15 protein-coding genes and 1 pseudogene are annotated in these 17,373 nt (G+C 71.7%); 11 read left to right on the top strand and 5 right to left on the bottom strand.

All coding sequences use genetic code 11. The features are described 5' to 3' along the window. Positions 1-405: 405 nt before the first annotated feature. Together N1F89_RS13465 and N1F89_RS13470 are read right to left on the bottom strand one after the other, a co-directional pair. Positions 406-765 (bottom strand): cell division protein ZapA, encoded by a 360-nt coding sequence (locus N1F89_RS13465; RefSeq protein ID WP_290084677.1) that lies wholly within the window; start codon positions 763-765, stop codon positions 406-408. A 9-nt stretch (positions 766-774) separates the two neighbouring features. After that, positions 775-1,047 (bottom strand): DUF4164 domain-containing protein, encoded by a 273-nt coding sequence (locus N1F89_RS13470; RefSeq protein ID WP_290084678.1) that lies wholly within the window; start codon positions 1,045-1,047, stop codon positions 775-777. A gap of 258 nt (positions 1,048-1,305) precedes the next feature. Here N1F89_RS13470 and tkt point away from each other — a divergent pair, with 258 nt between their 5' ends. From tkt to N1F89_RS13490, 4 genes are all read left to right on the top strand, one after another. Continuing rightward, complete coding sequence (gene tkt, locus N1F89_RS13475; protein WP_290084679.1) at positions 1,306-3,300, top strand: transketolase; 1,995 nt, start codon at positions 1,306-1,308, stop codon at positions 3,298-3,300. A gap of 143 nt (positions 3,301-3,443) precedes the next feature. Continuing rightward, complete coding sequence (gap, locus tag N1F89_RS13480; RefSeq protein WP_290084680.1) at positions 3,444-4,454, top strand: type I glyceraldehyde-3-phosphate dehydrogenase; 1,011 nt, start codon at positions 3,444-3,446, stop codon at positions 4,452-4,454. A gap of 144 nt (positions 4,455-4,598) precedes the next feature. Beyond that, a complete protein-coding gene (locus tag N1F89_RS13485; RefSeq protein WP_290084681.1) occupies positions 4,599-6,437 on the top strand; it encodes a potassium/proton antiporter in 1,839 nt (612 codons plus the stop codon). A 95-nt stretch (positions 6,438-6,532) separates the two neighbouring features. Next, the gene (locus N1F89_RS13490) at positions 6,533-7,729 is read left to right on the top strand and encodes a phosphoglycerate kinase (protein WP_290084682.1); all 1,197 of its coding nucleotides are present in this window, start codon (positions 6,533-6,535) and stop codon (positions 7,727-7,729) included. A 4-nt stretch (positions 7,730-7,733) separates the two neighbouring features. Here the strand turns inward: N1F89_RS13490 and N1F89_RS13495 are convergent, their stop codons facing one another. Beyond that, positions 7,734-8,627, bottom strand: a complete 894-nt coding sequence (locus N1F89_RS13495) for a LysR substrate-binding domain-containing protein (RefSeq protein ID WP_290084683.1) — start codon at positions 8,625-8,627, stop codon at positions 7,734-7,736. Between the two features lie 124 nt (positions 8,628-8,751). Between N1F89_RS13495 and N1F89_RS13500 the strand changes: the two are divergent. The 3 genes and pseudogenes from N1F89_RS13500 to N1F89_RS13510 form a co-directional block, all read left to right on the top strand. Then, positions 8,752-9,924: pseudogene (locus tag N1F89_RS13500) on the top strand (MFS transporter); the annotation flags it as partial. A 99-nt stretch (positions 9,925-10,023) separates the two neighbouring features. Next, a complete protein-coding gene (locus tag N1F89_RS13505) occupies positions 10,024-11,046 on the top strand; it encodes a class I fructose-bisphosphate aldolase (RefSeq protein WP_290084692.1) in 1,023 nt (340 codons plus the stop codon). Between the two features lie 178 nt (positions 11,047-11,224). Beyond that, positions 11,225-11,977 (top strand): SGNH/GDSL hydrolase family protein, encoded by a 753-nt coding sequence (locus N1F89_RS13510; protein ID WP_290084684.1) that lies wholly within the window; start codon positions 11,225-11,227, stop codon positions 11,975-11,977. Here N1F89_RS13510 and N1F89_RS13515 read toward each other — a convergent pair. Next, positions 11,965-12,126 carry a hypothetical protein gene (locus N1F89_RS13515; protein ID WP_290084685.1) on the bottom strand — a complete coding sequence of 54 codons (162 nt, stop codon included), beginning with the start codon at positions 12,124-12,126 and terminating at the stop codon, positions 11,965-11,967. The genes N1F89_RS13510 and N1F89_RS13515 overlap by 13 nt on opposite strands. Before the next feature lie 233 nt (positions 12,127-12,359). On the opposite strand from N1F89_RS13515, the gene N1F89_RS13520 reads away from it, so the two are divergent. The 4 genes from N1F89_RS13520 (at position 12,360) to N1F89_RS13535 (ending at position 16,359) form a co-directional block, all read left to right on the top strand. Continuing rightward, positions 12,360-14,264: a propionyl-CoA synthetase gene (locus N1F89_RS13520; protein ID WP_290084686.1), complete on the top strand. Its 1,905-nt coding sequence runs from the start codon at positions 12,360-12,362 to the stop codon at positions 14,262-14,264. Positions 14,265-14,351: 87 nt separating this feature from the next. Continuing rightward, positions 14,352-15,143: an SDR family oxidoreductase gene (locus N1F89_RS13525; RefSeq protein ID WP_290084687.1), complete on the top strand. Its 792-nt coding sequence runs from the start codon at positions 14,352-14,354 to the stop codon at positions 15,141-15,143. A 122-nt stretch (positions 15,144-15,265) separates the two neighbouring features. After that, entirely contained in the window at positions 15,266-15,640 is a 375-nt protein-coding gene (locus tag N1F89_RS13530) for a VOC family protein (RefSeq protein WP_290084688.1), read from the top strand. A 17-nt stretch (positions 15,641-15,657) separates the two neighbouring features. After that, positions 15,658-16,359, top strand: a complete 702-nt coding sequence (locus tag N1F89_RS13535; RefSeq protein ID WP_290084689.1) for a YafY family protein — start codon at positions 15,658-15,660, stop codon at positions 16,357-16,359. Between the two features lie 90 nt (positions 16,360-16,449). On the opposite strand, the gene N1F89_RS13540 is transcribed toward N1F89_RS13535, so the two are convergent. Next, entirely contained in the window at positions 16,450-17,157 is a 708-nt protein-coding gene (locus N1F89_RS13540; protein ID WP_290084690.1) for a DUF1013 domain-containing protein, read from the bottom strand. Positions 17,158-17,373: the final 216 nt, after the last annotated feature.

Below are 17,373 nucleotides of genomic sequence, written 5' to 3' on the forward strand. Positions count from 1 at the left end.
CCCGCCGCACCGTGTTCGCCGGACGCCACCGCCCGCCGCCCCTTCTCCCCGCATGCGGGGAGAAGGTGTTTCACCTGGAGGTGGGAGGAGCTAGCGCTATCCCTTCTCCCCGCATGCGGGGAGAAGGTGCCCCGAAGGGGCGGATGAGGGGGCGGCGCCGGCGTTGGCCGCAAGGGCGCCGCCTTCCCTGCGAAAACCGCGCGCCGCCGCCGTCGGCGCTGCCCCTCACCCTGCCCTCTCCCCGCACGCGGGGGAGAGGGAGCGGTGATGCTTTCGCGTCTTCGCCGAAGCGCCGTTGGCCGCCGGCATCAAGGCGACATGTCAACCGCCCCTTCTCCCCGCGTGCGGGGAGAAGGGGCCCCGAAGGGGCGGATGAGGGGCGGCGCCGACCGGCCGGTGCAGGTTTCAGCCGCTGCCGAGCTTGCCGGCCAGGCCCTCCAGCCGCTCGGCCAGCCGGGTCAGCGCGCCGGTCAGCGCCGCGTCGTTCTTGTCGGCCTTGACCAGCGCGTCGTCGCGCGTCTTGCGCAGCGTGACGATCTCGCTCTCCATGCCGCGCACGCGCTTCTGCAGCTCGCTGAGCTCGTCCATCACCATGATGCCCGCCATCACGGTGATGCGCTGGTCGCCGATCTCGCCGAACGAGTCCTTGAGGTGGCCGACATAGCGGTCGAAGCGCTCGGCGAGATCGATGAGATGCTCCTCCTGGCCCTCGTCGCAGGCCATCCGGTAGGTCTTGCCGTCGATCGTCACCGTTACCTGGGCCATGGCCGCCGCCTATCGGTCGAGAACGGCGCGGATCGTCTCCATGGCCGTCACAAGTCTGCGCGAGACCTCGCGGTTGGCCTCCTCGAGCCGCGCGGCGCGCGCTTCCGACTTGTCGAGGTCCTTGGCCAGCCGCGCGCGGTCGGCGTTCATGCGCTGCACCTCGGCCTCCGCCTCGCCGAAGTCGCGCTCCTTTTCCAGCCGTGCGCCGACGGCATCCTCCAGCGCATCGACGGCCCTGTCGAGGCGGCCGATGGCTTCCCTGAGTGTGGTCTCACCGGTCATGGCGCCCGTCCCGATCCCGCCCGCGGTCGAATCACGCGCAGTCGTGGGATGTTATCCGTGAAAGATTAGGAGGCGGGTGAAGCGCGCGTCAACAAAGCTCTCGCCGCTGTCCCCTGCAAAGCCGCCTGCCGGGGTGCGAAAGCCCGCCCCGCGGCGCCGGCGGGCTTTGTTGACTCGGCGACGGCCTCTGCTATGTGTCGCGGGCTTTCCGGCCCCGGCCCCGGTCTGGCGCGGCCGCCAGTCGAACAGCGAGCAAGCATGACCTCACGCGAAAAACACGACCGGATGGCGAACGCGATCCGGTTCCTCTCGATGGACGCCGTCGAACAGGCGAAGTCCGGCCATCCCGGGCTGCCGATGGGCGCGGCCGACATCGCCACCGTGCTCTTCACCCGCTTCATGAAGCACGACCCGAAGAAGCCCGACTGGGCCGACCGGGACCGCTTCGTGCTGTCGGCCGGGCACGGCTCGATGCTGCTCTACTCGCTGCTCTTCCTGCTCGGCTACGAGGACATCACCCTCGACGAGATCCGCAACTTCCGCCAGCTCGGCTCGCGCACCGCCGGCCACCCGGAATACGGCCACGCCGCCGGCATCGAGACGACCACCGGGCCGCTCGGCCAGGGGCTCGGCAACGCGGTCGGCATGGCGCTCGCCGAGCGGCTGCTCAACGCGCGCTTCGGCGACGAGCTGGTCAGCCACCGCACCTATGCGCTGGTCGGCGACGGCTGTCTGATGGAAGGCATCAGCCAGGAGGCGATCACGCTCGCCGGGCACCTGAAGCTGTCGCGGCTCGTCGTCCTGTTCGACGACAACGAGATCTCCATCGACGGGCCGGTCTCGCTCGCCGATTCGACCGACCAGATGGCGCGCTTCGAGGCGGCCGGCTGGCACACGCTGCGCGCCGACGGGCACGATCCCGACGCCATCGCCGCGGCGATCGAGTCGGCCAACGAGTCCGACCGGCCGACCTTCATCGCCTTCAAGACGACGATCGGCTTCGGCGCGCCGACGCGCGCCGGCACCGCCAAGGCGCACGGCTCGCCGCTCGGCGCCGAGGAGATCGCCGGCGCCCGCGCCGCGCTCGGCTGGGAGGCCGAGCCCTTCGTCGTGCCGTCTGAGATCCTCGACGACTGGCGGCTCGCCGGGCTGCGCTCGGCCAAGGAGCGCAAGGCCTGGGAGGCGCGCCTCGCCGAGGCCGACGCGGAAGCGCGCGGCGAGTTCGAGCGGCGCATGCGCGGCGACCTGCCGGAGGGTTTCGAGGCGGCGATCCTCGACCACAAGAAGGCGCTGGTCGACGACAAGCCGAAGGTCGCCACCCGCAAGGCCTCCGAGCTGGCGCTCGAGGTCATCAACGACTGCGTGCCGGAGACGATCGGCGGCTCGGCCGACCTGACCGGCTCCAACAACACCCGCACCAGCCAGACGCAGCCGGTCAAGCCGGGCGACTTCGCCGGCCGCTACATCCATTACGGCATCCGCGAGCACGCCATGGCGGCCGCGATCAACGGCATGGCGCTGCACGGCGGCGTCATTCCGTATGGCGGCACCTTCCTGGCGTTCTCCGACTATGCGCGGCCGGCCATGCGGCTCGCCTCGCTGATGGGCATCCGCTCGATCTTCGTCATGACGCACGATTCCATCGGCCTCGGCGAGGACGGCCCGACGCACCAGCCGGTCGAGCATCTGGCGGCGCTGCGCGCGATTCCCAACCACAACGTGTTCCGCCCGGCCGATGCGGTGGAGACGGCCGAGTGCTGGCAGCTCGCGCTGGAGGCGCGGGCCACGCCCTCGACGCTGGCGCTGACGCGCCAGAACCTCGCCACGGTGCGCACCGAGTTCGACGAGGAGAACATGTGCGCGCACGGCGCCTACGTGCTGGCGCCGGCCTCCGACGAGGCCGAGGTGACGCTGTTCGCCAGCGGCTCGGAGGTCGAGATCGCGCTCGCCGCGCGCGACATGCTGGAGAAGAAGGGCCGGCCGGCGCGCGTCGTCTCCGTGCCGTGCTTCGAGCTGTTCGAGGCGCAGTCGCCGGACTATCAGGCCGCGATCATCGGCGAGGCGCCGGTGCGGATCGCCATCGAGGCCGGCATCCGCCAGGGCTGGGACCGCTTCATCGGCGTCGACGGCGTGTTCGTCGGCATGAACGGCTTCGGCGCCAGCGCGCCGTACGAGGCGCTCTACCGGCACTTCGGCATCACCGCCGAGGCGGCGGTGGCGGCGGCCGAGGCGCGGCTGGCCGAGCGCGTCTGAGGGCGCGGCGCGGGCGCCGCACCGGGTGCGGCGCCCTGGACCAGCGTTTGCCGCCGGCAATGGCTGGATTCTTCGCCTGACCCCCGTTATGTAGCGGCGGCCCTCGCGCCTTGCCCACCGCCGTTCTTCCAGGGAGTCGCCCCATGACCGTCAAAGTCGCCATCAACGGATTCGGTCGCATCGGCCGCAACATCCTGCGCGCCATCGTCGAATCCGGCCGCACCGACATCGCGGTCGCGGCGATCAACGACCTCGGCCCCGTCGAGACCAATGCGCATCTGCTGCGCTACGATTCCGTGCATGGCCGCTTTCCCGCCGCGGTGAAGGTCGACGGCGACACGATCGACGTCGGGCACGGCCCGATCCGCGTGCATGCCGAGCGCGATCCCTCGGCGCTGCCGTGGAAGGACGAGGGCATCGACATCGTGCTGGAATGCACCGGCATCTTCACCTCCAAGGAGAAGGCGTCGATGCATCTTCAGGCCGGCGCCAAGCGGGTGCTGGTCTCCGCCCCGGCGAGCGGTGCCGACCTGACGGTGGTCTACGGCGTCAACCACGACAAGATCGCTGCCGAGCACAGGATCGTGTCGAACGCCTCGTGCACGACCAACTGCCTGGCGCCGGTCGCCAAGGTGCTCAACGACGCCTTCGGCATCGAGAAGGGCTTCATGACCACGGTGCACGCCTATACCGGCGACCAGCCGACGCTCGACACCATGCACAAGGACCTCTACCGCGCCCGCGCGGCGGCGGTGTCGATGATCCCGACCTCGACCGGCGCGGCCAAGGCCGTCGGCCTGGTGCTGCCGGAGCTCGCCGGCAAGCTCGACGGCGTGGCGATCCGCGTGCCGACGCCGAACGTCTCGGTGGTCGACTTCAAGTTCGTGCCGAAGGCGCCGGTCACCGTCGAGGCGGTCAATGCGGCGCTGGTCGCGGCGGCCGACGGGCCGCTCAAGGGCATCCTGGCCTACACCGACGAGCCGCTCGTCTCCATCGACCTCAACCACAACCCCGCCTCGTCGACCTTCGCGCTCGACCAGACCAAGGTGGTCGAGGGCAATCTGGTGCGGGTGATGTCGTGGTACGACAACGAATGGGGCTTCTCCAACCGGATGGCCGACACGGCCGTCGCCTTCGGCAAGACGATCGGCTGAGCCGGCGCCGGCCGCGGGGCCCGCGGCCGGCCGTCTTCCCACGCGCCGCGTCGCCCGGCGCGTCGTGACGGAAATGCGCGTTGCGTGCGCGGGCGGATCGCCGCACTGTGGCGGCGGGCGGCGCCGAAGCGGGTTCCCACGCGCATGGAACAGGGCATCTATCTCATCACGCTGGCCGGCACCGCGCTGGTGCTGGTCGCCGCCTTTTCGAGCCTGATCGCCTTCCGCATCGGCACGCCGCTGCTGCTCGTCTTCCTGCTGATCGGCCTGGCGACGGGCACCGACGGCCTCGGCCTCGACTTCGACAACGCCGCGCTGGCCTATTTCGTCGGCTCGCTGGCGCTCGCCGTCATCCTGTTCGATTCGGGCTTCGGCACGCGGCTTTCCGCGGTGCGCCAGGCGGCGCTGCCGGCCGTCTCGCTCGCCACGCTCGGCGTTCTCCTGACCGCCGGGCTGGTCGGTGTGGCGGCGCGCTACGCGACGGGCTTCGGCTGGCTGGAATCGCTGCTGCTCGGCGCCACCGTGGCGTCGACCGACGCGGCCGCCGTGTTCTTCCTGCTGCGCGCCGGCAACCTGTCGGTGCGCGAGCGGGTGCGCTCGACGCTGGAGATCGAGTCGGGCTCGAACGACCCGATGGCGATCTTCCTGACGCTGACGCTGGTCGGCCTGATCGCCGGCGGCCAGACGCTGGAGCCGGGCGCGATGGCGCGCGAGCTGGCGCTCGGCTTCCTGCGCCAGATGGGCATCGGCGCGCTCGCCGGGCTGGTCGGCGGCTACCTGATCGCCCGCCTCGTCGCGCGGCTGCGGCTCGAGCAGGGGCTGCTGCCGATCTTCGTTCTGGCGCTGTCGCTGCTCGTCTTCGCCGCCGCCGGCACCTTCGGCGGCTCGGGCTTTCTCGCCGTCTACATCGCCGGGCTGGTCGCCGGCAACGCGCGCATGCGCTCGACCGCGCTCGTCAAGCGCTTCCAGGACGGCGTCACCTGGCTCGCGCAGATCATCATGTTCCTGGTGCTCGGCCTGTTCGCCACGCCGTCGCAGTTTCCGCAGATCGCGCTGCCGGCGCTGCTGCTCGGCCTGTTCCTGATCTTCGTCGCCCGGCCGCTGGCGGTGGCGCTGTGCCTGCTGCCGTTCCGCTTTCCGCGCGCCGAGACGGCGTTCCTGTCGTGGGTCGGCCTGCGCGGCGCGGTGTCGATCCTGCTCGCCATCACGCCGCTCATCAACGAGCTGGAGAACGGCCGCGCGCTGTTCAACATCGCCTTCATCATCGTGCTGGTGTCGCTGGTGCTGCAGGGCTGGACGATCGGGCCGCTCGCCCGCCGGCTCAAGCTGGTCCTGCCGCCGCGCATCGGACCGCTGGAGAAGGTCGAGCTCGAGCTGCCGGGTGCGGCGCATCACGAGCTCCTGTCCTACCGCGTGGTGGACGGCAGCCCCGTGGCGCGCGGCCAGCGCATTCCGCGCTGGGCGCGGCCGTCGCTGGTGGTGCGCGACGGCCGCTCGATGGCCTACCAGTATGCCGGGCGGCTGGTCGCCGGCGACCGCGTCTACATCTTCGTGCCCGACCGCTATCCGCGCCTGCTCGACCGGCTGTTCGCCAGCCCGGCCGAGGTCGATCCCGAGGACGCGGAGTTCTTCGGCGCCTTTGCGGTCGATCCGGCGCGGCCGGCGGCCGACCTGGAGGCCGCCTACGGCCTCGGTCTCGGCGAGCGCGAGACCGCGCTGACCATCGACGCGCTGATGCGCGAGCGGCTCGGCGGGCGCGCCGACTACGGCGACCGCGTGGTCTTCGGGCCGATCGAGCTGATCGTGCGCGAGGTCGACGACAACGGCCAGGTGGCCGCTGCCGGCCTGGCGCTCGAGCCGCTCGCGCCGCCGAGCCGCGTGCCCGTCTTCCTCAGCGTCGGCGAGCTCTTCGACCGGCTTAGGCGGCTCGTCGCCTGGTGGCGGCGGCGCCGGGCGGCACGGCGGCGGCAGTCGGCCGACTGAAGCTGCCGCCACGTGCGGCGTCTGGCTCCCTTGTCTCGCGCGGCGCCGGCTGTATGGTGCGCGCGGTTTTTTTCAGCGAGCAGGCGAGCGGCGGCATGGGCGGTTTCAGGACACTCGACGATCTCAAGGACGTGGCCGGCAAGCGCGTTCTCGTGCGGGTCGACCTCAACGTGCCGATGAAGGACGGGCGGGTCAGCGACGCGACGCGCATCGAGCGCGTGGCGCCGACCATCGTGGAGCTGTCGGACAAGGCGGCCAAGGTCATCCTGCTGGCGCATTTCGGCCGGCCGAAGGGCAGGCCGGCGGCGCAGTTCTCGCTCGAGCCGGTCGCCAACGCGCTGGAGATCACGCTCGACCGGCGCATCCATTTCGCCGCCGACTGCATCGGCGAGACGGCCGCCGCGGCGGTTGCCGAGATGACCGGCGGCGACATCCTGGTGCTGGAGAACACCCGCTTCCACCCCGGCGAGGAGGCGAACGACGCGGCCTTCGCCGCGGCGCTGGCAGCCAGTGGCGACCTCTACGTCAACGACGCCTTCTCCGCCGCCCACCGGGCGCACGCCTCGACCGAGGGCGTGGCGCGGCTCCTGCCGGCCTATGCCGGGCGCGCCATGCAGGCCGAGCTCGAGGCGTTGGAGAAGGGCCTCGGCGACCCCGAGCGGCCGGTTCTGGCCATCGTCGGCGGCGCCAAGGTGTCGACCAAGATCGACCTGCTCAGCCATCTGGTGACCACGGTCGACGCGCTGGCGATCGGCGGCGGCATGGCCAACACCTTCCTCGCCGCGCAGGGCCGCGACGTCGGCAAGTCGCTGTGCGAGCACGACCTCGCCGACACCGCGCGCGCCATCATGAAGGACGCCGAGAAGGCCGGCTGCGCCGTCGTGCTGCCGGTCGACGCGGTGGTGGCGCGCGCCTTCGAGGCCGGCGCCGACAGCGAGACGGTGGCCGTCGACGCGGTGCCGGCCGACGCCATGATCCTCGACGTCGGGCCGCAGACGCTGGCCGCGGTGACCGGCTGGCTCGACAAGGCCAACACGGTGGTGTGGAACGGCCCGCTCGGCGCCTTCGAGATCGAGCCGTTCGACCGCGCCACGCTGGCCGCCGCGCGCCACGCCGCGGCGCTGACGCGCGAGGGCACGCTGGTCTCGGTCGCCGGCGGCGGCGACACGGTGGCCGCGCTCAACAAGGCCGGCGTCGCCGACGCCTTCAGCTACGTCTCGACCGCCGGCGGCGCCTTCCTGGAATGGATGGAAGGCAAGACGCTGCCCGGCGTGGCGGCGCTGATGCGCTGAGCCTTCAGGCCGCCGGCGGGCCGGCCGCCATGGCGAGCAGCCAGTCGCGCACGCGCTGCACCGGACGCGACAGCGCCGCCGTCTCGGGCGTCAGCAGGTAGTAGCGGTCGCGCCCCGGCAGTGTGGGACCGGGCAGCCGGACCAGCCGCCCGGCCGCCAGGTCGGCGCGGCAGATCAGCGCGTCGCCGATCGCCAGGCCGAGGCCGCGGCGCGCGGCGTCGATGCACAGATGCGACCGGTTGAAGAACAGGTGCCCGGCCGCCGTGTCCGTGTCGCGTCCCAGCCGCGCGAGGTAGCTGCGCCACCAGTACAGGCCGCGCTCGTGGATCAGCCGGTGCGCGGCGAAGAAATCCGGCACGGACGGGTCCGGCCCGCGTGCCAGAAGCGCCGGCGCGGCGACCGCGAAGGCGTCGATCTCGAGGAAAGGCCGGGCGCGGAAGCCGGTGCAGGCGACGGCGCCCCAGGTGACCGCCAGGTCGACGTCGCCGAGCACGGCGCGCGGCGGGTCGGGCCGCACGCGCAGGTCGAGATTGACATCGAGCGCGTCGAGCGTCGCGGCGTCGAGCATCGGCATCAGCCAGGCCACCGCAAGATCGGATTCCATGTCGAGGACCACCGTGCCGCGGCCGCCGCCGCGGCGCAGCCGGCCGCTGCCGAGTTCCAGGCCGGACAGCGAGTCGGCAGCGCTGCGGGCGAACAGCGCCCCCTCGCCGGTCAGCACGACATGGCGGGCGTGCCGCTCGAACAGGGCGACGCCGAGCTCGGCCTCGAGCAGACGGACGTGACGGCTGACGGCAGCGTGGCTGACGCCGAGCTCGTCGGCCGCACGGGCGAAGCTGCCATGCCGCGCGGCGGCCTCGAAGGCACGCACCGCGTTGAGGCTGGGCAGCTTGCGCATCGTGCGAGCCTAACATGACGTTTCGCTTGAGCCAAAAAGCATCGTTTGAGCCGGAAAGCCGGTGCCGCGAACCTGCGGATCCGTTGCGCCCGTCCGCCGGGCGCCGGTGCTGAGGAGCGAGGCGATGGCATCAGCGACACCCTACGCGACCGGCCGCGTCATTGCCGCGCTGATCCTCGGCGTGCTGATCTACGGCCTGGCGATGGGCACGACCTATCCGCTGCTCGGCATCGTCCTGTCCGATCGGGTGGCGGAGAGCTGGAACGGCCTCAACGCGGCGGCGACCGGCCTCGGACTGCTGCTTGGCGTGGCGCTGGTGCCGATCCTGGCGCGGCGGCTCGGCGCCGGGCGCACGGCGATCCTCGGCATCGTCCTGATGGCCGCCGCGCTCGCCGTGCTTGCCGCGGTGCGCGACTTCTGGGCGCTGTTTGCCGCGCGCCTGGCGCTCGGCTGCGGCGCGAACCTGCTGTTCGTGGTGGCCGAGACCGCGCTCAACGTGTTCGCCTCGCCGCAGCGGCGCGGCCGGGTGATGGGCCTCTACACGGCGGCCGTCGCTTTCGGCTTCGTCGTCGGTCCCGCGGTGGTGGCGCTGACCACCGACAGGCCGGGCCTGCTGCTCGTCGCGTGCGCGGCGGTGACGCTGGCCGCCCTCGCGCCGCTCGGCCGGACGCGGCGGGCGGTCGATGCCGCGGTCCTGCCGGTGCCGGCATCGCGACTGGCCGGCAGCGTGCGCGCCTTTCCGTTCGCCTTCGGCTTCCTGTTCGTCGCCTCGGCCGTCGATGCCGTGGCGATCAGCCTGCTGCCGGTCATCGCGCTGCGTCAGGGCTTTGCGGTGGAGACCGGGGCGCTGTTCGTGACCGTCTTCCATGTCGGCCTGCTGGTCGGCCAGCCGCTGGTCGGCCTCGCCCTCGACAGGGTCGGCCGGCGCCGCACGGTGCTCGGCTGCTGCGCGCTGTCGCTCGTCGCCGCGCTGCTCATGGCCGACGCCGAAAGCCTCGGCCGCTGGCCGGCGATGGCGCTGCTGTTCGGATGGGGCGGCGCCAATTACGGGCTTTACACCGCCGGCCTGGCGCTGATCGGCGACCGCTTCCGCGGCGCCGCGCTGACGGCGGCCACGGCCGCCTTCGCGGCCGTCTACGCCGCCGCGGCGCTGGTCTCGCCACCGCTCGCCGGCGGTGCCGTTGCGCTCGCCGGGGCGGCCGGATTCCACCTCGCCGCCGCGGCCGTTTATCTCGCCGTCGGGCTGGTCGGCCTGGCGCTGTTCCGGCCGGCCGAGCCGACGCTCGGCCGCAAAGCGCGGCGGCGGCGCGTTTCAATCGATTCGGGCGGTCGCGCCCAGCTTCCGTTTTCGCGGAAGTTCTGCTACTCGCCGGCGAGATATCCGAGGAGACGAGTGATGAGCGAACGGCTGGAAGACATCGCCGCGGCGATGGTGGTCGAGGGCAAGGGGATTCTGGCGGCGGACGAGAGCTCCGGCACGATCAAGAAGCGGTTCGATTCCATCGCGGTCGAAAGCACCGAGGAGAACCGCCGCGCCTACCGCGAGATGCTGTTCACCGCGCGCGAGGCGATGGAGAACCACATCTCCGGCGTCATCCTCTACGACGAGACGCTGCGCCAGAAGGCGGCCGACGGCACGCCCTTCGCCGAGGTCATCCGCGCCGCCGGCGCGGTGCCCGGCATCAAGGTCGACCAGGGCGCCAAGGCGCTGGCAGGCTTCCCCGAGGAGAAGATCACCGAGGGCCTCGACGGCCTGCGCGAGCGGCTGGCCGAGTATCACGGGCTCGGCGTGCGCTTCGCCAAGTGGCGCGGCGTCATCGCCATCTCCGACACGCTGCCGAGCTGGGGCGCGGTCAAGCAGAACGCCCAGGCGCTGGCGCGCTACGCCGCGCTGTGCCAGGAGGCCGGCATCGTGCCGATCGTCGAGCCGGAGGTGCTGATGGACGGCGCGCCGGGCGACCATTCGATCGACCGCTGCTACGCCGTCACCGAATGGGTGCTGAAGACGGTCTTCGCCGAGCTCTACGACGCGCGCGTCGCGCTCGAGGGCATGGTGCTCAAGCCCAACATGGTGATCGACGGCAAGAAGGCGCGCACCGCCTCGCGCGAGGAGGTCGCCGACAAGACCGTGCGCTGCCTGCGCGCCACCGTGCCGGCCGCCGTGCCGGGCATCGCCTTCCTGTCGGGCGGCCAGTCGGACGAGGAGGCGACGGCGCATCTGTCGCTGATGAACCAGCGCCACGACGTGCCGTGGACGCTGACCTTCTCCTACGGCCGCGCGCTGCAGGCCGCTGCGCTCAAGGCGTGGGGCGGCAAGACGGAGAACGTGGCCGCCGGCCAGCGCGCCTTCGCCCACCGCGCCCGCATGAACGGGCTGGCGGCGAGCGGCGCCTGGAAGAGCGAGCTCGAGGCGGCCTGAGCCGACCTGCCGACGGCCGCCGGCGCGTTGCCCGGCGGCCGCGGCTTTGCTAGAGAATGACGCCGGAAAACGTGTTGCGGTTTTCGGACGCCACCATGGTCCGTTCAGTCTCCTTGGCTGCCTTCTTGCGACGCCCGACGGGGCCGGCCGGCCGCGCGGGCCCTCCCGCCGTTCTGCGATGAGCGCGCTGGCGGCCCTGCTGTCCTGGCTCGCCTTCCCGGTCTATGTCTGGCAGGGCGTCGGCGTGCGGCTGCGCGCCCGGCGCATGCTGCCGCCGGAAGGCCCGGTGCGCCACCACATCGACGGAAGCGGTCCGCCGATCCACCTTCTGGCGATCGGCGATTCGTCGGTCGCCGGCGTCGGCATCGATCGCGCGCATGACGGGCTCGCCGCCCGGCTGGCCGGGCTGATCGCGGCGCGCGAGGGCCGCCCCGTCGTGTGGCGCGCGGCCGGCTTCAACTCGGCCACCGCCGGCCAGCTGCGCGACCACGTGGTGGCGCATCTGGCGCCGGAAACCTGGACCCACATCGTGCTGGCCGTCGGCACCAACGACGCCAAGAACTTCCACACCGTGCGCCGCTTCAAGGCCGAGTTCGGCGGCCTGCTCTATGCGCTGCGCGCGCGCTGGCCGGAGGCGCGCATCGTGTGGTCGCCGGTGGTCGACATGCGCCGCGTGCCGGCGCTGCCGCCGCTGCTCGGCCGCATCCTGGAGATCCGCGCCGCGCTGATCAACCGCATGGGCGCGCGGCTGTGCCTGGAGCGCGGCGCGGTGGCGGCGCCGCGGCTGCCGATCGTCGACCCGCAGGCGGGGTTCTCCGGCGACGGCTTCCACGCCTCGGCGGCCGGCTACAACGCATGGGCCGAGCACCTGGCGCCCTATGTCGTGCCGCAGCGCACCGCCGCGCCGCGCGACGCCGCTCAGGTGCCGTGACTGAAGACGACGGTGAGCGAGATCGCGCCGAGCGCGATCAGCGCCAGCTTCCAGAAGTCCTTGCGCCGGCGCAGGCCGGGCAGGCCGAGCGGCTTGATGATGTGCACCGCCATCATGACGACGATCAGAAGCGACAGGACCTTGGTCATCCGGCGGGCGTCCTTTCGAGCGTTTCCGGGCGAAATGCGAACCGGTTCGCCGTCCGGACACGCCTCACACTGCAAGTCGGAGCCGATCCGCGGGTTCTGCGGCATGCGGAACGGCCCGCGGGCTTCGGCGCGCCGCGCGCGCCCGGTTGCCCCGCCGCCTAAGCCCGAAGTCCGATGGACGCGGCCCGGCGCGATTGGCTAGATAGCGCCAGCAGGACGGGAGGAAGAAGCCGATGTCGGACTATCACGAGACCTATGCGCGCTGGAAGGCCGATCCCGAGGCCTTCTGGGCCGCGGCGGCCGCCGAGATCGACTGGGACACGCCCTGGGACAAGGTGTTCGACCCCGAAGGCGGCGTCTATGGCCACTGGTTCGCCGGCGCCACCTGCAACACCTGCCACAACGCGATCGACCGCCACGTCGCCGGCGGCCGCGCCGACCAGACGGCGCTGATCTACGACAGCCCGATCACCGGCCGCAAGCGGCGCTTCAGCTTCGCCGAGCTGAAGGCGGAGATCGTCGCGCTGGCCGCCGTGCTGCGCGAGCGCGGCGTGGAAAAGGGCGACCGCGTCGTCATCTACATGCCGATGGTGCCCGAGGCGGTGGTCTCCATGCTCGCCTGCGCGCGCATCGGCGCGGTGCACTCGGTGGTGTTCGGCGGCTTCGCCGCCAAGGAGCTCGCCGCGCGGCTCGACGATGCCCGGCCGAAGCTGGTGGTGTCGGCCTCCTGCGGCATCGAGCCGGGCCGCGTCGTCGCCTACAAGCCGCTGCTCGACAAGGCGATCGAGATGGCCGGCAGCAAGCCGCAGCACTGCATCGTGCTGCAGCGCGACGAGCAGACCTGCGACCTCGTGGCCGGTCGCGACAGCGACTACCGCGCGGCCGTCGAGGCGGCCAAGGCGGCCGGCACGACGGTCGACTGCGTGCCGGTGGCGGCGACCGATCCGCTCTACGTGCTCTACACCTCCGGCACGACGGGCCGACCGAAGGGCGTGGTGCGCGACAATGGCGGCCACATGGTGATGCTGAAATGGACGATGTGGAACGCCTACGGCATCCGGCCGGGCGAGGTGTTCTGGGCGGCGTCCGACGTCGGCTGGGTGGTCGGCCATTCCTACATCGTCTACGCGCCGCTGCTGCACGGCTGCACCACGGTGCTGTTCGAGGGCAAGCCGGTGGGCACGCCGGATGCCGGCGTGTTCTGGCGCGTCATCGCCGAGCACGGCGTGGCGGCGCTGTTCACCGCGCCGACCGCCTTCCGCGCCATCAAGAAGGAGGACCCGCAGGGCAGGCTGATCGGCGACTACGACCTGTCGCGCTTCCGCACGCTGTTTCTCGCCGGCGAGCGGGCCGATCCGGAGACGGTGCGCTGGGCCGAGCAGCGGCTCGGCGTGCCGGTAGTCGACCACTGGTGGCAGACGGAGACCGGCGCGCCGATCAGCCACAATCCCGTCGGCCTCGGCCTGCTGCCGGTCAAGCACGGCTCGCCCGGCGTGCCGATGCCGGGCTACGACATCCGCATCCTCGACGACGCCGGCCACCCGGTGGAGCCCGGCGCGCTGGGCAACGTGGTGATCTCCCTGCCGCTGCCGCCGGGCTGCCTGCCGACGCTGTGGCACGCCGACGAGCGCTTCCGCGAGGCCTATCTCGCGGAGTTCCCCGGCCACTACAAGACGGCCGATGCCGGCTTCCTCGACGAGGACGGCTACCTGTTCATCATGGCGCGCACCGACGACATCATCAACGTCGCCGGCCACCGGCTGTCGACCGGCGGCATGGAGGAGGTGGTGGCCGAGCATCCGGACGTCGCCGAATGCGCGGTGGTCGGCATCGCCGACCCGATGAAGGGCCAGGTGCCGTGCGGCTTCGTCGTGCTCAACGCGGGGGTCGCGCGCGACATGGCCGAGATCGAGCGCGAGATCGTGCAGATGGTGCGCGAGCGCATCGGGCCGGTCGCCGCCTTCAAGCTCGTCGTCCCGGTCGACCGGCTGCCCAAGACGCGCTCCGGCAAGATCCTGCGCGCCACCATGCAGAAGATCGCCGACAAGGAGGCCTGGACGATGCCGGCGACGATCGACGATCCGGCGATCCTCGACGAGATTACCGCCACGCTCAACCAGCGCGGCATCGGCATCTGACGCGGCGTCAGGCCGCTGCCCGCGGCCGCCGGATTGACCCCGCCGGCCCGCCGCGCCAGTGTCGCGGCGACCAGAAGGGAGAGTTCCATGGCACTGGACGGCAGGACGGCGATCGTGACGGGCGCGGCGGGCGGTATCGGCTACGCCATCGCCGAGCGGCTGCTGCGCGAGGACGTGCGGGTGATGATCTGCGACGTCGACGGCGAACGCGGCGAGCGGGCCGTCGCCGATCTGGAGAAGCTCGGCGAGGCGCGCTTCGTCAAGGCCGACGTCGGCAAGCGGCTCGACGTGCACAACCTGGTGGCCGCCGCGCTCGACGCCTTCGGCGACATCGACATCCTGGTCAACAATGCCGGCATCGTGCACGGCGCCGACTTCCTCGAGCTGCGCGAGGAGGACTTCGACCGGGTGCTCGACGTCAACCTGAAGGGCACCTTCCTGACCGGCCAGGCCGTGGCGCGCTACATGGTCGACAAGGTCAACAATGGCGGCCGGCCAGGCACGATCATCAACATGTCGTCGATCAACGCCGTCGTCACCATCGCCAACCAGATTCCCTACACGGTGTCGAAGGGCGGCGTGAACCAGCTCACCAAGGCGATGGCGCTGGCGCTGGCGCCCTACGGCATCCGCGTCAACGCCATCGGGCCGGGCTCGATCATGACCGACATGCTGTCGGCGGTGAACAAGGACCCGGCCGCCAAGGCGCGCATCCTGTCGCGCACGCCGATGGGCCGCATCGGCGACCCCGGCGAGATCGCCGCGGTGGCCGCCTTCCTGGCGTCCGACGACGCCAGCTACGTCACCGGCCAGACGATCTATGCCGACGGCGGCCGGCTGCCGCTCAACTATACGGTCGAGCCGCCTGCGGAGGCCTGAGGCCGGGCGCGGCCGGCGGCGCGCGGCGGCTCGACCGGACCGCCGCCTCCTGACATGATGCTGTCAGCAGGGCTGTGGGAGTGTGTGCACGCAGCGCAACGCCAGCAGCAAGGACAAGCATCATGGCAGACTTCACGCCCGACGCCGCCGTCGTGTGGTTCGAGATCCCCGTCAGCGACATGGCGCGCGCCAAGCGCTTCTACGCCGCGGTCCTGGAGACCACGCTGAGCGACCAGACCGACGGTCCCAACCCGATGGCGGTGTTCGCCGTCAAGGACCCCGCGACCGCGCCGTCCGGCCATCTCTATCCGGGCAAGCCGGCGGCCGCGGGAACCGGCAGCACGGTGCACCTCGCCGCGCCGGCGCCGCTCGAGGCGGCGCTCGAGCGGGTGACGCAGAACGGCGGCCAGGTGGTGTCGCCGATCATCGCGATCCCGGCCGGGCGCTTCGCCTACTGCCTCGATCCCGACGGCAACAGCATCGGCCTGTTCGCCTGAGGCGCGGCGCGACAACGATGCGGCGCGCCGACCGGCTGTTCCAGATCGTCCAGCACCTGCGCGGCGGCCGCCTGGTCACCGCGCGGATGCTCGGCGAGCGCCTCGAGGTCTCGGAGCGCACCATCTATCGCGACATCGCCGACCTGCAGGCGAGCGGCGTGCCGATCGACGGCGAGGCGGGCGTCGGCTACCTGATGCGCGAGGGCTTCGACCTGCCGCCGCTGATGTTCACGCGCGACGAGGTGGTCGCGCTGGTCGCCGGGGCGCGCATGGTGCGTGCCTTCGGCGGCGCGGCGATGGCGCGCGCGGCCGAGGAGGCGCTGGTCAAGATCGGCACGGTGCTGCCGCAGGCCGACCGGCTGCGGCTCGGCCGCACCGAGATCCACGCGCCCGACCGCATGATCGGCGCGGCGGAGCGCGAGACGATCGACGCGCTGGAGCGCGCCGTCGAGGCGCGCCGCGTGCTCGACATCGGCTATCGCGACGAGGCGGGGCGCCAGACGCAGCGCGCGGTGCGCCCGCTCGGACTGTGGTTCTGGGGCAAGGTGTGGACGCTGGTCGCCTGGTGCGAGCTGCGCGACGACTTCCGCACCTTCCGCATCGACCGCATCGCCGCGGTGGCCGAGGCCGGCCGCGTCTTCCGGCCCGAGCGCGGCCAGCGCCTGGCCGACTTCTACCGCCGCATGGAAGCCGGCGAGAGCCCGCCGGCCGCGCGCTGACCGGCAGTGCCGGCTGGCGCTTTGCCGGCTCGCAAAACGGCGCCGCCACCGGCCGCGGCGTTCCCGCCGCCCTGCTTTTGCCGAGGCGTCTTACGAGCGGTCGTCGTCGTCCTCGTCCTCGTCGGGCTGCGACGACTTCATCGACGACAGCTTGGCGAACACGGCGTCGGCGTCGAGCTCGTCGTCCTCGCTCTTGGCCTTCTCCTCCTCGACCGGCAGCCGCTCGGTCTGCGCGGCCGGCAGCAGCGTCTCGCCGACCGGCGCCTGCGGCTTGGCGCCGCGCGAGGCGCGCTGCACCTCCATGTCGAGGTCGATCTGCGAGCACAGGCCGAGCGTCACCGGGTCCATCGGCACCAGATTGGCCGAGTTCCAGTGCGTGCGGTTGCGGATCTGCTCGATGGTCGATTTGGTGGTGCCGACCAGGCGCGAGATCTGCGCGTCCTTGAGCTCGGGATGGTTGCGCACCAGCCACAGGATCGCGTTGGGCCGGTCCTGGCGCTTCGACAGCGGCGTGTAGCGCGGGCCGCGGCGCTTGGCCTCCGGCACGCGCACCTTGGGCTCCTGCAGCTTGAGCCGGTAGTCGGCATCCGCCTCGCCCTTGGCGATCTCGTCGCGCGTGAGCTGGCCGGTCATGATCGGGTCCATGCCCTTGATGCCCTGGGCGGCATCGCCGTCGGCGATCGCCTTGACCTCGAGCGGGTGCAGCTTGCAGAACTGGGCGATCTGATCGAAGGTCAGCGCCGTGTTGTCGACCAGCCAGACGGCGGTCGCCTTGGGCATCAGCAGCGTGTTTGCCATCGCAAAGAATCCTCGTCTTCGCCCGCGTCCCTGGCGCGGGCGGTGGTCAGTACCACCGATTGGGGAATTGGCGGCCAGCTATAGCGGCATTTCGGCGCAATCGCAAACGGATTGCGCCGGCCGCACGGCAGTGAACTCGGGTTAACGGTGTTTCGAACTTGCTTGGGTTCTGATTCGGTTGGTGGCGGTGATTCGGAGACCGCTGCCATGCTTGAG

The sequence above is a fragment of the Aquibium sp. A9E412 genome (assembly GCF_030398335.1).
Taxonomy (GTDB): Bacteria; Pseudomonadota; Alphaproteobacteria; order Rhizobiales; family Rhizobiaceae; genus A9E412.